The following is a 15,185-nucleotide window of genomic DNA, read 5'->3' as shown; positions in this document are numbered from 1 at the left end:
TGGATACCCTTCATGCGAGCCATACTTGGCGGGCCCACGCCAAGAATCTGACTCAGATGCCATTCCAAGACGTCTGGTGCGGTGATGAGGCACCGAACTGACTTGGGCGGCGAATTTCATTCATGACAAACAGCTGGCTCTCAACGTCTGTACATCCAATGCCTCGGATTCCGCAGGAGCCACTGCATCTACTACCGTTTCGCACCAGCGTTTCTTACACGACTCGGCATGGGCTCGTAAAAATTGACCCGCAAGGAGGCCGTCTCCAGCTTCAAGAGCATCGACGACCGGATCATGTTCGCGCGCCCGATCCGCTAAATGAGGCTCAGGCCGACATCGCAGGTGAAGTCGGACGCGTGCTTCAAAGGCAAGGTTGTCCCAGGACTGAATCAAGACGTTGTTATCGGATGCCACCACAATCGCCCGATGGAAATCCATGTTGTGGCGCGCGTAGGCTTCAATGTCGCCCTCACGAGCCGCCTCATGGATCCGAGTCAGCGATTCGCGTATCTGGATGACGTTCCCGAGCAATCGCGGTGCCGCCAGCTCGCCCGCCAGTTGTTCCAAGGCCCCGCGAACGGTATAGGCTTCCACCATTTCACGTTCGCGGATTTCTCTGACACGTGTCCCCCGATAGGGAACGCTGTCGACAAGTCGCAGCGATTCCAGTTCTCGCAGCGCTTCCCTCACGGGGGTCTGGCTCGTGTCAAACTCGCGTGCGATCTCGAGTTCCACCAACCGGTCACCGGCTTTGAGAGTCCCGTCGAAGATTCTCGACGTCAGGACCTGCCGGATGCGATCACTCATGCACTGGCGGTCGTAGTCCATGTGGCCGTCCCGGATTCCTAGCTGATTCGTAATTTATTTTCAGTAAATGACTTATGCCGCTTTTCGCCCGGTCACCTGGCACAACAAAACCTCAGATTGAATATTATCGATAATATTTAAGTGGTCAATGAGTTCATTCCTGAATTCAAGGACACGTTGGCGCCGCATTGGAATGCAACTGCCTTACAACACAGCAGTATGCGTGGATTCAGGTACCAATGCGAAAGGCGCACTTCGCCTTCCCGATAGGGCCAGAGAGGAGTGTCGACTCGCTCAAGTCGATTGGGCAAGTATCGGGGATGCCGCTGAGAGGGGCATTAACGGGGAAGAGCCAAAGGGAATTCGGTGGCGGCCGTGAAGATTCGGCTTAGGCTGCGGACGTCGTGAGACTCGCGTTGGCGTTTGCCGGCAGGTGTGAAAGGCAACACCGGCCCATCGGGGCGAATGCCCCCCGGTGAGCCGGTGACAATGTAAGCTACTGAAAGAAGGTTCAAGCCGACATCGGCGTGCGTTTTACGCTTTTGGCGACAGCACGGCCGTCATATTGCGGCCACCTTCCATCGAGGGCGTCTTTTCGACTTTGCTGATATCCTGTAGTTGCTCGATGATGCTGGCAAGCATTTCGCGGCCGCGGTCATGGTGCGCGTTCTCGCGTCCTTTGAATTGGACGTTGAATTTCACTTTGTCTTTGTGAGCGAGAAAATCCCGAGCTTGCTTCACTTTGAAATCGATGTCGTGCTCACCCGTTTTCGGGCGGAGACGGATTTCCTTGAGTTGCACCTGGTGCTGCTTTGCCGAGTTAGCTGCTTTACGCTTTTGCTCGTATTTGAACTTGCCGTAGTCCATGATTCGACAAACGGGCGGGCGTTCGTTTGGGGCGACTTCTACCAAATCAAGACCGGCATCTGTCGCGACCCTCATCGCTTCTGACGTGGGGATAACGCCCAGCATTTTTCCTTCTTGATCGACGACGCGAATCGGTGAAAGACGAATCTGGTCGTTAATTCGATGCGTAGTTTCGATTGCTGCTCTCTCCTGAAATTGATACGAAATTGCCCGACGGCTTTCGGGCGGTCAAAAAAGTGTTGCTGATAGTATTAGCCCGGCGGTCACGACCCGTCAAGAAGTCGATCGGCTAGGCCTTATGGAATCTTGCGGAAACCAAGGTCAAAAACCACGTCTTCGATCATCGGACGGCGGTTTCTGGTGGCGTGTCGTCCGAGTTCGCCGTTTTTGGCTTCGCGTGAACTGGGGTGGTCAGTACGATGGCTTTTCGGTTGCGATCTTGACCTGGGGAGCCACGAAAGACCGCTGCGCCATTAATTTCGAGGCAGATTTCATCGTGCGGCGACACCTCGGTCATCACGACATCGCCGCATTGCAAGGTTGCCAGTTCCTTTGCCGAGAGTTTGAATTGCGCGATGCGAGCGGCGACTTTGACCGGAAGTTGTCCCGCACCAGTGCGCAAGGAGTCGGCTGAATCTGAGGCGTGTTGCGCAAGGTGGCCTGTGCCGCTCAAGGCGAAGCGCCAGGGAACGCAAAGTTGAATCAATCCTTGATATGTTCCGCAGCCGATTTCGTAACTGACCAATGCCACTGCATCGTTCGCGGTCGCTTCGGCGAGCATCGTTGCGTCTGAGACAATCTGTTTCGGAAAAAGAGCGTCTTGGGGTGCGAGCCCGCTGATCAATCCCGGCAAGATTGCGGCAAACGCTTTTTTCAAAAGCTTCACTTCCACTTCCGTAAAGGGTCGAGTGTGATCGACGGGGCGCTGGTCGGCGTCCGCCTGGCCGCCGAGCATGCAGTCGATCGCGATGAGTGACAGGGTTCGTCCAACGTCCAAAAGCCAATGTGGGCCCGGTATCGACGCCTCAAGCACAGCCAAGCAACCGGGATGTTCAGACGTTGCCAGATAGTCGCGAAACGTGGACTGTTCGACGGCAAGAAAGGTGATTCGAACAGGTGCACGCAACAGCGATTTGAGACGCGTCTCAAGCTCGCTTCGATTCGCCAGAGCCAATCGGCGTAGCGTGTCGAGCTGTGATTGCCGGAGAGGTTCAGGGTGTTCGAAGTCGTACAGAGAAACGTCGCTGCCGAAATTGGCGGTAGCGGACTGCGGTGTGGACATGGCGCTCGGGAAGTTCACGGCGGACAGAATTGCTTCCACTTCCGACTGACTCAAGATCTGGCCCATCCCTGGACTCCCGCTCAACCGGCACTATCGAACTCTCACACATTGTAAGTCGGCACGATTCGAGACCAAGCCGACTCGTCGAGGTTTGCTCATTTTCGAATCTGCCCCGAACCATGCGCGACCCATTTATAGCTCGTCAGCTCCTTCAACCCGCAGGGGCCACGGGCATGGAACTTATCCGTCGAGATCCCGATCTCGGCTCCGAGGCCGAATTCTCCACCGTCGTTAAACCGAGTGCTGGCATTTACCATCACGGCTGCTGAGTCGACTTCGGCGGTGAAGCGATTGGCTGAACTCAAATCATTCGTGACGATCGTGTCGGTATGGTGCGAGCCAAATTCGTCAATGTGGTTGATGGCCGCCGTCAGGTCGCTGACGATCTTGGCAGAAATAATGAGATCCAGATATTCGGTTCGGTAGTCGGCATCGGTGGCAAGTTTTGCACCGGGGATCAGGCGTACCGTTTGTTCGCAACCACGGACTTCCACCCGTTGTGCGCGAAGCATGGCGGCCACCTTCGGCAGGAATGCCTCGGCGATTTCGGCGTGAACCAACAGGCATTCTGCCGCATTGCAGACCCCGGGACGCTGGCATTTGCTGTTTTTGAGAATCTCGATTGCCATGTCGTGGTCGGCAGATTTGTCGACGAACACATGGCAGATGCCATCGAAATGTTTGATGACGGGCATGCTTGCTTCTGCCGTGACGCGCTCGATGAGCGATTTTCCTCCGCGAGGAATGGTGACGTCGATGCGATCGCCGCGTTTCAGCAGTTCGCCAACGACCTGTCGCTCGGTCGTCTCGACGAGCTGTACGGCATGTTCCGGTAGGCCCGTTTCGACCAGTGCGTCTCGAAGGATGCGATGGAGCGCCAGATTGCTGTGTAACGCCTCTTTCCCCCCGCGCAAGATGACGGCATTGCCGCTTTTTACGCACAGGGCGGCCGCATCGACGGTGACATTAGGGCGTGATTCGTAGATGAAAAAGACAACACCCAGCGGAACGCGGACGCGAGTCACCAGCAGGCCATTCGGCCTCACGTTTGAATCGATGATTTCGCCGACCGGGTCCGGAAGTTGAGCCACGTCGCGGAGCGCTTTGGCGATCGTTTCCAAGCGAGCGGGTGTCAATGTCAGACGGTCGATCGCCGCGGCATTCAGTCCATGCGTCGGAGCCTGCTCAATGTCACGAGAGTTGGCAGAGATGACTTCACTCGCGCGTGAAACAAGTAGATCCGCCGCGAGATGCAGCCACTTCTGCTTTTGTTCTCCGTTGGCAATGACCAGTTGTCGTGCAGCACGCCGCGCTTGCTGGGTCAGCTGATCGGCGTATTCGGTCCATTCAGACATTTCACTTCCCTTGGTTGGCCCTGTCTGCCCGGCGATCGACGGCAAGACAGGCGCTTCGGCACCGTCAATGCCATGATAGGCAATCTTCGAAGATTGACGGAGGATGTTCCCCCGATTTCCCCGAGCGAGCCAGTATCCTAGGGCACTCTGCGATCGTCAATCTCGATAAAATTGCGAGTTGCAACGGTAGAGTCCCTAACTGTCAGGGCGTGTTTTTTTGACATTCGCCAGAAATCGATAGAATTGAGCAAATCCGCACGGGAATCCACCGGGCAAGGCGTGCGCCGACTGGACAAGGCCAACATCTACGATCAGTATGGCGTACATTCCTTAGAGGAGCGCGTTGCCTGCTGAAAGGTTCGTTGTACGATCTTTGTTAATTCGTCGGCGTGTTCGCGTTCTTGAGTCTTTATGCCTGTGCTTGGGCGATTATGAGAGTGACCCGGAATTGAGAGTGACCAAAATGTCATTGGTACGAGAAGCGATGACCGAAACATTGAATCGACCCGAATACGGGATGGAAGAATTCAGTTATCGTCCGGTTCCACCGCTGGTGGCCGTCAGCATGGCATTCACCTGCCTGTCGCTGCTCGCCGTCTTGTCTGACCTGCTACTCATTGTTCCGCTGATTGGGATTGTCTTGGCGTTTATCGCCTACTATCAGATTTCCCGATCACAGGGTGATTTGTCAGGCGGCGGGTTGGCCGTTTCGAGTCTGGTGCTCATGCTGGCCATGTTCATCGCATTTGGAGCGATGCATCTGCATAGTTATGCAACGGAAGTTCCGGAAGGTTATTCCCGAATTAACTTTACGTCCGATATCTCTCAGAAGGGTTTCACGTCAGAGGGCGGCCAGGCTGGAATTCATCCCGATGTCGCCAAATTGGCTGGAAAACCCATTTACCTCAAAGGTTATATGTACCCGTTCCGGGAAACGCATGGACTGAAATCGTTTGTGCTTTGTCGTGATGCGGGTGAATGCTGCTTTGGTGGACAGCCGAAACCGACCGATATGATTCTGGTGAATATGACGGAAGGGGCGTTGGCCGACTATCACGACAAGCAACTGGTTGGCGTCGCCGGAACGCTGAAAGTCGAACCAACTTATGATGCGAGTGGTTTGAACCCCGTGTACCAGCTCGATTGCAAGTACTTCGCACCTGCCAAGACGTGGTACTGATTTCGGCCGTTGTATGGTTGGTTTTCGCCAGTGATGTCGAGTGAGATGTGCCTGGCGATTGCACTTCAATGTGATGAAATTCCGCGTTTGCCCTTTTGTCGATGACACTCATGGTTCTTCAAACCTGAACGGAGAAACCTGAACGGAGACGTCGATGAACTTACCGCGAGCAGGCCAATGAACCTGCGGGTGATTCTTGCGAACCCGTCAGAACTACTGTGGTCATGAAAATCCGCCAGATTGCCCCGATCGTCCCCGCCTGAATGAGTACTGTGGCTGTAAGTTGGTGAGCGGCATGTCAGCCCATGATCGGGGCTGACGTGAGATGGATCGCAAAAGCCATGGTTCTGGAGTACGAACAAATGCCACACCAGCCGCAACAATCAGGTGTCAAAACTCTGGCGGTACTGACTCTTTTCGGGTCGTGCCTGTTGGGTCCGGGGTGCAGTCAGCAGGATTTGTCGCAGTATCGACCTGCCGGAAAGCACGATGGCAGCTCTAAGACTGAGCCAGCGGGGGAAGTCGCCAAGACGTCGGACGAGACGATTGCGAGTGGGGCATCTGAAGAGCCGCACAGTGAGCCATCCGCCCCAGTTGCCGCACCAAGCGTGACGGTCACCGAGAATGCGAAGGCTCCTTCGGTATCAATGGAAGACGTGTCCGCATCAGCGCTTGTACCCGTCAATGTCGTGGACGGAGCGAATGTGCGGTCACTTTTGAGTATCCCATCGGTGGAGCTCAAATCTTCAACATCTCCGAACGCGATCGAACCCACTGCGGCAATCGTCGATGTCGCAAAGTCCGTTGCAGAGCCACGTCGAGTTGAAGTCTTGGTCAAGGAAAAGTCGTTTCGCACGGATCAAAAACTGAGCGGACTGCGTGTTTCGTTTGATGATTTGGATCTACTGAAGGTTCTGAATATGGAACCTGTCATGGCGAATGCGACCGAATTGATGCCCGCCTGGCTGAAGGGCCTCGATGGGAAAAGGATCTGCATCCGTGGGTTCATGTATCCCACTTACGATACGGAAGGGATCGAGCAATTCGTGCTGGCGCGCGACAATCAGATTTGCTGTTTCGGGCGAGATCCCAAAATCTACGACCTGATTCAGGTCGACATGAAATCAGGTAAAACCACGAACTATATACCCGCCACGCGCTCGTTCGATGTTGTGGGAACATTTCACGTCGACATGAAGGCGGATGAAGATGGAAAGCCCTATGGCTTGTACGTCATCGACAATGCCGCCGTGATCGACCGCTGACGGACGGAATTCAATCGCTGCTTCAAGGTCATTCCACCGTCGAACTGGAATCTCAAGCGGTATGCCGGGACCACGATGCTTGAATTCAGCTGGAGGTCTGATTTCAGGCGGTGAGAGGGTCTTGCTCGGCTGGAGCAGAATCGGCGACTTGGGATTCGGAAGCTGCGCTTTCCATGACCTTATAGAGGGCCTGGCTGCCGAATTTCTTAGTGCACTTCGGGCACTTGGTCTTGGCGAGCGTCTTGCCAGCGGGACCGCCTAACTTCTTTTCCGCGCGTCCCGCTTCGCTGATGTACGTTCCGCACGCCGCGCACTTCCAGCCCGTGATCTCCAGCTTGAATCCGGGATCCTTCTGGTAGTACTCAAGACGCTTCAATTCTGGGAATTTCGATTCATTGATAAAGCACTTGTGCTGCGTGTATTCGTCTGTCAGTGGGACGTCGACATTTGAGCCGAAATCTTCGATTCCGCAAATTGAGCGCATCGATTCCAAGAAGGATCGGAACTCTGACAGGCTAAATGACAGATACTTGGGATGCTGATCGTCGGCCAATTTTGGAATTCGAACGGCGATTCGATTCACGCCAAACACGGGAATATCGGCGAACAGTGATTCGGTGCCGACTGGGGCTGGCTGAGCAACATTGAATTGGGCCAGTAACTCTTTTGAATAGGCTTTTTTCGCGGCGGCAGTCAGAGTTTCGACAGAGCCCTGCTTTTGGAAATGATCGATCATTGCTTGTCGGACGGGTGGTAACTTCTTACCTGCCGTACCAAATTTGCCAGCGATCAGATTTGCAATGAGCAGGTCGTCCTCTGAGAAGCCCAGATCGACTGCCTGGCATTCATTGAGCAGGCTGTCGACTTTAATTCGCAGCTTCGTGGGGTCAACGGTATGCAATCGAATATCGGTCATCCATGTTTTGTAGCGGCTGGCAACCACCGGCAAGGCGCTTTCCGAATCAGCCTCCGACTTCTTCGGCGCTTGTTTGCGGGGAACCACGAATTCGGACTGACAACGAGGGCACTTACCAGACATGCCCCGGTGCCGCTCTTTGACTCGAATTCGGCAGCCTTGAGGGCAATAGATGACGAACGAGTCTTTGGAACGCAGTGATTTTCGAACTCGTTGAATGTCCTGTTCTTCGTCCGCAGCGATCTTCAAGAGTTCTTCGTCGTGCCGGGATTCTGTGGCGGCCAAGGTCTCGGCAGCGTCAGCAGAGTTGGCTTCGGGTTCGGGCGATTCCGCTTGAGCAGCCTCGTCGATGATCGCGGCACGAATCGGAGGTTCGTCGCCTTCAGCAGGGGCCGCTTCACTCTCAGTTTGAGCGTCGCTGTTATCGACCGAGGGGGCCTGCAGGCGGAACGTCTCTAGTTCACCAGACTCCGCCGAATCTAGCAATTGATCGGTCAAAATCAGATCATCGTTCAGGTCGAACGAGTCGTCGTCGATTTCACCAAACTGGGTATCGTCCGAGAGTTCGAAATCGTCGCCGCCTCCGGCGTCGCGCGATGCATAGGGATTGGATGCCAGATAAGATTCCGGCGTCGCCACCCGGCGTTTCAGCGAATCTTCTTCGGTGACGTGGCTCGCCTCAATGACGGGAAGGTCGATATGTTCGACTTCGTATCGGCTTGATTCTCGCATTTTCCGATACGAAGCTTCGATCTCTGGACGCATGAAAGAACTGCAGTTCCAGCAGCGAACGAGTCCAGTTCGACAGGACTCTCCACACGTCGGGCAGATTTCCATGTCATTGTCGACCGAAGGGCCGGACGACAAGGGACGCGCTTTGATCGCCTTGACGGCCTTTTGTTCAACGACAGCGTTTTGATCCAGCACGTGACCACATCCGTGGCACTCGACAGTGTCGTCGAAGAGGATTTCCCCACAGCGCGGGCAGGAAGCAAGTTGCGTTTTCATGGCAATCAACCGACTCTTCAAATTGCAGTAATCCACCGCCGATAAGGGCATCCGGCGAATCTCTCGCCAAGTTGCCAGTGTCGCCCATCGATCTTGGTTGATCGACCCTTCTCAAACGACGTCACATTGGGGATTCTTGTTGGATTATTGACGTATTTTCTGGCCCGATTGAGGACTCAGAGGAGCAGTCGGAATCGAATGTCTCTTCATCATCTATTAAAAAATGTAACGTTCTGGGCAACTGAATACACCCCTGAATCGCGCAGTGCCGCAAAGTTTATCGTTTCGGCACCCGGGCGAGATCAGCTTACGCTCTTAATCGGGGACGAAACGATGGGAGCGGTGATTTCGGCGGCTTGCACACACTCGTGTGGCGTCGCAGCAGGAAACTTGGCTTCAATGCCACGGTTTCGCCAGTCGAATGGGGTGTCGTGCTCACCAATGTGCTTCGTGGCATCGCCGAACATTGATCGGTAAGATGGCTGTCGGCCTTCGCCCATCGCCATACCTTGACGTTGCAGCCCTTTGTGGGCGAAGGGTTTGTGCTTTCTCGACACGTAGGAGCTTTGCCGTGTGGACTCGTAGGACGTGCAGTGGACTCTTGGTTTTCATCTCACTGGCAGGCGTCAGCCTGGCTGCTGACAATGTTCCACCCGCGGGGTTTCGCCCGCTCTTCAATGGAAAAGATCTGAGCGGCTGGCATGGTGTCAGCACGGAAGATCCGCGAAAGATTGCCGAATTGACTCCTGAGCAGCGTAATGAGATGCGCCAGAAGAGTTTGGCGGACATCCAACAACATTGGTCTGTTCAGGGGCCGGATCTTGTCAATGATGGCCACGGGCTTTATCTGACGACGGATGAGGATTTCGGCAACTATGAATTGCTGATCGACTACAAGACCGTCGCACTGGCAGACAGCGGGATCTATCTGAAGGGCACCCCCCAGGTCCAAATTTGGGACTACAAGGATCCGTCCAAATTCAGCATTGGTTCCGACAAGGGATCAGGCGGATTGTGGAACAATTCGGCCGGAAAGCCAGGTAAAGATCCGTTGGTGCTGGCGGACCGTCCTTTTGGCGAATGGAATTCGTTCCGTATCCGCCAAATCGGTGCCCGGACAACAGTATTTTTGAACGGGAAGCTTGTCGTCGACAATGCGATTCTCGAGAACTTTTTCGACAAGGACCGCAAGGTGCCTTTGATCGCTCGCGGTCCAATTCAATTGCAGACGCACGGTGGAGAAATTCGCTGGAAGAACGTGTTTGTCCGCGAGATTCCTGCGGCCGAAGCCAATTCCCTTCTCGCCCATGACGGATTCACCTCGTTGTTTGACGGTAAATCGTTGACTGGCTGGGCGGGCGCGACGGACAATTACGAAGTTGCCGACGGCGTGATTCGCTGCAAGCCGAACAAGGGCGGCGTGTTGCGTACACTTAATCAGTACGGTGATTTCATTGTTCGACTCGAATACAAAGTTCCAGCCGGTGGAAACAATGGTCTGGCGATTCGCTATCCAGGCGAAGGCGATACCGCTTACGTCGGAATGTGCGAGCTGCAGGTCTTGGACAATGAAGATCCAAAGTATGCCAAATTGGATGCGCGCCAGTATCACGGATCGGCATACGGCATGGCAGCCGCTGCCCGTGGATACGGACGCCCCGCAGGTGAGTGGAATTACCAGGAAGTCACCGTCGTCGGGTCAACGATCAAGGTCGAACTGAACGGCAGCGTGATCCTGGATACAGATCTCAGCAAGATCACCGACTACATGGCGAACTCGCCCCATCCTGGCAAAGATCGCACACAAGGTTACTTCGGTTTCGCCGGGCACAGTGATCCCGTTGAATTCCGCAATGTTTGGATCAAGGAACTGTCGTCGGTACGCTAGTCCCTCTGACACTCTGTTCTGACACATTTTCCGCTTTCCCAAGCATCGGCTTGGGAAAGCTTTTTCACATCCAGAAATGTCACAAAGCCGCCTTCCGCCAGGGCAAAAAACAAGAGCGCAAGAGTCGCTCCCAAGCGGGAGCTTGGGAGCGAGGGGTGGCTTGGGTGTGTGGTTTCAGGTGTGAAGCTTGAAGAGTCTGTCTGAAAACTCGCTCACGGCATCACAGGCAGCCAGGAGCAGTAGTACATCGCACGTGGCACGGTCGATTCGATGAATGATTTCCATGGATCGCCCGTGACCTGTGCTTTCGAATTTCCCAACACGATATCCATGAGCGACGTGGGAGTTTCGTAGTTGACGACTCGCGGGTTTTTCACGCCGATCTTCTCTTTCAACGCCGCGAGCGAATCTTCTTCAAAGCCGATTTCATCAATCAGCATATTCTGTTTGGCATCATCGGCAGTGTAGATCTGGCCGGTGGCGAGCGCCGTGACGGCATCGCGGTTGAGTGTTTTTCGGTTGTCATCGATGACCGTGATGAATTTCTGGTACGACTGATCGATGATGTTTTCCCACAATTTGCGTTCGTCGTCCGTCATCGGGCGGAACGGATTGAGCGTATCTTTGAATTTGCCGGTCTTCAGGGGATCTGAAGCAACGCCATAAGTGTCGGCGAGTTTGCTGAAATCGTAACGCGGCAGAATGACGCCAATCGAGCCGGTCCAGGTCGTTGGTTCGGCGTAGATCATGCCATCGGGACCCGCACCCATGGCGATGTAGTATCCGCCCGAGGCCGCGATTCGTTTCATCTGCACATAGACCGGTTTTTCATTTCGGAGTTTTTGGAGCCGGTGATAGATCTGGTGGCTGTCTGCGACGAGTCCCCCGGGGCTGTCAACGACCAGTAGCACACCCTTGACCTCTTTATCTTTGGCAGCATGGTCAATCTGGCGGATGAGCCGTTCGGTGTAGGGCGGCATGATCGTCGATTCCATTTTCAGGATGGCGATCTTTTCCGTTGATGTCACACTGCCTGAGTGAAATCGTTCATGCGGCGGATCAACATTCGAAAAGTACTGACGGTAAGCGGAAAAGAGCCCAATGTTTGCCAGAATCGACAGGACCAGTGCCGCCATCAGGATCTTGATGATCCACCCCCGCCATGGGCTGGAGACCTGGGTTTGAACCAGGATGGTTTGCGGTCCGCCGCTCCCGCGTGGGCCCGGCGCAAATGCAGTAGTTTCCGTCATTGCCGAAATTCCCCCATGCCGTAAGTTGTAATGTTTCAATCCCGGTCAGACACGTGACAACTCCGTTGTGACCGGAAGAGTGTGTTCAGATAAAAGAGTCGCCTCTTCAGCGTAGTGACGACATCCGAGCGAGTCTAGTGGCACTAACTATCGACGCTGGCTGGCTCGTGGACATTGCTACGGACGAATGTTCGCCATTTCCTGGTCGAACTCATGATTTTGACATAAGTCCGCGGAGCGTTGCGAGATTCATGGCATCCAGATTCACGCCGTCGCGTTCGCCCTTTTCGGTTTCCAGGTACATCGGTATTTCTGCGAATCGGGGGTCATTCACGATGTGGCGGAACGGTTCGAGCCCCAGGCATCCTTCGCCAATATGCTCGTGTCGATCGACGCGGCTGCCGAGCGGTTTCTTGCTGTCATTCAAGTGCCATGCGCGAATGCGATCGATTCCAATGGTGTCGTCAAATTCGTGCATAGTGGCCTGATATTCCGCTTTCGATTGCAGCGGGTAGCCTGCCGCGAAAATGTGGCAGGAATCGACACAAGTGCCCAGGCGTTCGGGCTCTTTCACTTCGCGAAGCACGAACGCGATCTGTTCGAATCGGTGGCCGAGATTGGTGCCCTGTCCTGCGGTCGTTTCGAGCCAGTACTGGCACCGCACGCCCTTCGTTCGACGGTGTGCTTCATCGAGCCCTGCGACGATGCGACGCTGCCCGATTTCCTCAGTCGATTTCACAAAGCTACCCGGATGCATGACGACGCCATCGAGTCCTAGGGACTCGGCTCGCAGAAGTTCAGCAACGATGGCTTCGATCGATTTCTGCCACAGGGCGTCGTCCGGGGTCGCCAGGTTGATCAAATAGCTGTCATGCGCACATGGCTTTCGAAGCTGTGTTCTCTCAATGGCTTCACGAAATCGTCGGATGTCATCGTCGGCGAGCAATTTTCCTTCCCATTGTGCGGACTGCTCGTCACCGGCCGTCTTGATGCTCGTTTTGTTTCCAACATCCGTTGCGACGGGCTTTACGGACCACTGTGACGGGCTGTGCGTAAAGATTTGAACCGTACTCATTCCGAGTTCCGCGGCAGCCTCGACGGCTTTGTAGAGACCGCCTGCGATAGAAAGATGCGAACCGAACAATGGCATTCAAGGCTCCGTCAGATAGCGATGGATACGGATGGAGAAGGTTGTCTGGGAATGGCATTCTGAGGCGCGAAATTGTCGTTCGCCTGATTTCGGAGAAGCGAAGAAAGTTTTGATTACAAGGCCTCATAGCCACCTGCAGTGTGTGGATTCAGCAGATTTGACACAACCGAGTCGAAGGCACAGATGCGACCTGCGAAAGGCCGGAATCAGCCATAGAACGGTTGCAATGCGATCCGCCAAGGAGTGTAATAGTGGTTAGCTGTTCGGCCACTGGGGGTCGGAGCGCCGCAAAGGTCAGCGGCAGGATCAAAAACGTCGTAAGACGGTTCGTTCACCTGTTCCGAATGATTCGTGAGCAGACGTTGGACATCAGGGTTGGAAGAATCAATGCACAAGACTCAGGCGATTTGTTCGTTATTGATGGCGTTTGGGCTGTCGACCGTTATGGTTGGTTGCGACGCTCCGAAGGGTGGCACGAAGCCAGCTCCAAAGGCGGCAGCGGGGGCTGGTTCCACGACAGGTGGCGGTGCAGAAGTGCCTGCCGCTCCATCCGCTGGCACGCCTGAAACACCGAAGGCTCCTGAAAAGCCCGCTGAAGCCGCTCCGAAGGCGGAAGAGCCCAAGATTGACGCTCCGAAAGCAGAAGAGCCCAAGGCCGACGAAGCACCAAAGAACTGAGTTTGACGACGTCCGATCAGGGGTTGTCCGTTCTGAATGGCGACCCCTCAATCGGCCGGTTCGAGCGCGAGAGATAATTCCCCCGAATCGACAAATCTGTCGAATTCCGTGGGACAAGCCCGGTGGCGATGCCATGTGAATCGGGTGAGATGAATGAAAATAAAATCAGCCGGACCATCTTGGCCCGGCTGATTTTATTTGTGACGCCAGATTGTTGATCGTTCGCGGTTCGCGAAATCCGGGTCGTCTGCGAAGCCTGAAACCGTGCAAAGCCTCTGAGGAGTCCAGCCGACGGGAGGAACTACTTGAGTCCCTTCAATCATTTTGCGGCTTCTTCGGTCTTTCTCTGATTCTCACGTTGAATCGCTTCATACACTTCTTGTCGATGAACGGGGATTTCCGTGGGAGCTTCGATTCCCAGTCGGACTTTGTCACCACGAATATCGACAACGGTGATTTTGATGTTGTCGCCGATGAAGATGCTTTCATCGCGCTGTCGTGAAAGAACGAGCATTTGCGTTTCTCCTTAACAGTGCATCCACCGCATCCTTTCGACGCTGTGAACGCTTCTCCCAGTTGTGGACTCTTAGATTTCCTGACGCTTCGCAATCTCTGTCAGCTTTCCTCAGCTTCGCTTCTTTGGAAAACTTGCCATCATTGGCAGAGTGCTGACATGTCCATGCGGTGATTCATCGCCGATTGACGGTTTTCGACAGCACCAGTCATCGTCATCCTGACTCACTTGGGAAGAACTCGACAGCGCGAAAATTACAGCTTACGCGAATTGTTCGCGGGGTCCGCGACTGGTAGCGAATAGTCCGGGAACTGTGCTGATTCGGGAGATGCCTGCTGTAACGGTCGAACCGTTCATGCCGCAAATCCCACCATCAAATTGCCGCTACAATCATGACGTCCGTTACCATACGAGAAGCACGTAAATCTGGCATTTCGTGAGGTCTTAAGGCGAGCCACCTTCGACATTGATTATACCAATCTCGTGGCAGGAACCCACTCTTTTCAGTGTGTAGGGGCACTTCACCGTCACGATCGATACGACATGCACCGTAAAGGACGTGTTGAAATCGTAGGAATTGGCTCCGCAAAGTGCCTCCCCACATGGGCTCATCCAAGCGGAGGCTGGAAACCAAGGGGAATTCGCGTCGTCACCTCCCGCTCTCCGCGACTGAACGAAGAAGGCGGGCAGGCGACGGCCGGGCGTTCTAGTGCTCACGAAATCAAGTGAGTACTTGCTTAGTGTCCAGGTTAAGGATTGGTACTGGAGCGACTCATCGATGGCGTTTGTTGCGAGCAGACCGATGCGGCCATAGCGAGTGCTAACGAGCCTGTCAGCATGAATGTGCCATGCCACGAGGGCCGACGAGGCGTATGGCCGCCGCCGCTGCCCACGAGATCCGGGGCAGCGGCTCGGTTTTCCAGGGCAAATTGGGGCCTTGAGCCCAAATTCGCCAGAACTTGACG

12 protein-coding genes are annotated in these 15,185 nt (G+C 54.7%); 4 read left to right on the top strand and 8 right to left on the bottom strand.

Features of this window, described 5'->3' with window-relative positions; all coding sequences use genetic code 11:
- Positions 1 to 120: 120 nt before the first annotated feature.
- The 4 genes from OSO_RS42735 to OSO_RS0108775 all read right to left on the bottom strand — a co-directional run bounded on the left by OSO_RS42735 (position 121) and on the right by OSO_RS0108775 (position 4,371).
- Positions 121 to 828 carry a GntR family transcriptional regulator gene (locus OSO_RS42735; protein WP_010583040.1) on the bottom strand — a complete coding sequence of 236 codons (708 nt, stop codon included), beginning with the start codon at positions 826 to 828 and terminating at the stop codon, positions 121 to 123.
- A 513-nt stretch (positions 829 to 1,341) separates the two neighbouring features.
- The gene (gene infC, locus OSO_RS0108785; RefSeq protein ID WP_261340383.1) at positions 1,342 to 1,833 is read right to left on the bottom strand and encodes a translation initiation factor IF-3; all 492 of its coding nucleotides are present in this window, start codon (positions 1,831 to 1,833) and stop codon (positions 1,342 to 1,344) included.
- 181 nt (positions 1,834 to 2,014) lie between these two features.
- Positions 2,015 to 3,022, bottom strand: coding sequence for a flagellar motor switch protein FliM (locus OSO_RS0108780; protein ID WP_010583038.1), 1,008 nt, complete (start codon positions 3,020 to 3,022; stop codon positions 2,015 to 2,017).
- Positions 3,023 to 3,111: 89 nt separating this feature from the next.
- Positions 3,112 to 4,371: a glutamate-5-semialdehyde dehydrogenase gene (locus tag OSO_RS0108775; protein WP_010583037.1), complete on the bottom strand. Its 1,260-nt coding sequence runs from the start codon at positions 4,369 to 4,371 to the stop codon at positions 3,112 to 3,114.
- A gap of 463 nt (positions 4,372 to 4,834) precedes the next feature.
- On the opposite strand from OSO_RS0108775, the gene OSO_RS0108765 reads away from it, so the two are divergent.
- Positions 4,835 to 5,551 (top strand): DUF3299 domain-containing protein, encoded by a 717-nt coding sequence (locus OSO_RS0108765; RefSeq protein ID WP_010583036.1) that lies wholly within the window; start codon positions 4,835 to 4,837, stop codon positions 5,549 to 5,551.
- Positions 5,552 to 5,892: 341 nt separating this feature from the next.
- Positions 5,893 to 6,816: a hypothetical protein gene (locus OSO_RS47650; protein WP_010583035.1), complete on the top strand. Its 924-nt coding sequence runs from the start codon at positions 5,893 to 5,895 to the stop codon at positions 6,814 to 6,816.
- Positions 6,817 to 6,919: 103 nt separating this feature from the next.
- On the opposite strand, the gene OSO_RS0108755 is transcribed toward OSO_RS47650, so the two are convergent.
- Positions 6,920 to 8,659 carry a hypothetical protein gene (locus OSO_RS0108755; protein ID WP_157605100.1) on the bottom strand — a complete coding sequence of 580 codons (1,740 nt, stop codon included), beginning with the start codon at positions 8,657 to 8,659 and terminating at the stop codon, positions 6,920 to 6,922.
- A gap of 682 nt (positions 8,660 to 9,341) precedes the next feature.
- Here OSO_RS0108755 and OSO_RS0108745 point away from each other — a divergent pair.
- A complete protein-coding gene (locus OSO_RS0108745; RefSeq protein WP_010583032.1) occupies positions 9,342 to 10,628 on the top strand; it encodes a 3-keto-disaccharide hydrolase in 1,287 nt (428 codons plus the stop codon).
- Between the two features lie 212 nt (positions 10,629 to 10,840).
- On the opposite strand, the gene sppA is transcribed toward OSO_RS0108745, so the two are convergent.
- Together sppA and OSO_RS0108735 are read right to left on the bottom strand one after the other, a co-directional pair.
- Entirely contained in the window at positions 10,841 to 11,878 is a 1,038-nt protein-coding gene (gene sppA / locus OSO_RS0108740; RefSeq protein ID WP_010583031.1) for a signal peptide peptidase SppA, read from the bottom strand.
- Positions 11,879 to 12,089: 211 nt separating this feature from the next.
- Entirely contained in the window at positions 12,090 to 13,028 is a 939-nt protein-coding gene (locus tag OSO_RS0108735) for a deoxyribonuclease IV (protein ID WP_010583030.1), read from the bottom strand.
- A gap of 387 nt (positions 13,029 to 13,415) precedes the next feature.
- Between OSO_RS0108735 and OSO_RS42725 the strand changes: the two genes are divergently transcribed.
- A complete protein-coding gene (locus OSO_RS42725; protein ID WP_010583029.1) occupies positions 13,416 to 13,706 on the top strand; it encodes a hypothetical protein in 291 nt (96 codons plus the stop codon).
- Positions 13,707 to 14,025: 319 nt separating this feature from the next.
- Here the strand turns inward: OSO_RS42725 and csrA are convergent, their stop codons facing one another.
- Positions 14,026 to 14,220, bottom strand: a complete 195-nt coding sequence (gene csrA / locus OSO_RS0108725; protein ID WP_010583028.1) for a carbon storage regulator CsrA — start codon at positions 14,218 to 14,220, stop codon at positions 14,026 to 14,028.
- Positions 14,221 to 15,185: the final 965 nt, after the last annotated feature.

This window comes from Schlesneria paludicola DSM 18645 (assembly GCF_000255655.1).
GTDB classification, from domain to species: Bacteria; Planctomycetota; Planctomycetia; order Planctomycetales; family Planctomycetaceae; genus Schlesneria; species Schlesneria paludicola.
The sequence above is the reverse complement of the archived record's forward strand: the minus strand, read 5'-3'. Positions and strand labels throughout refer to the sequence as shown.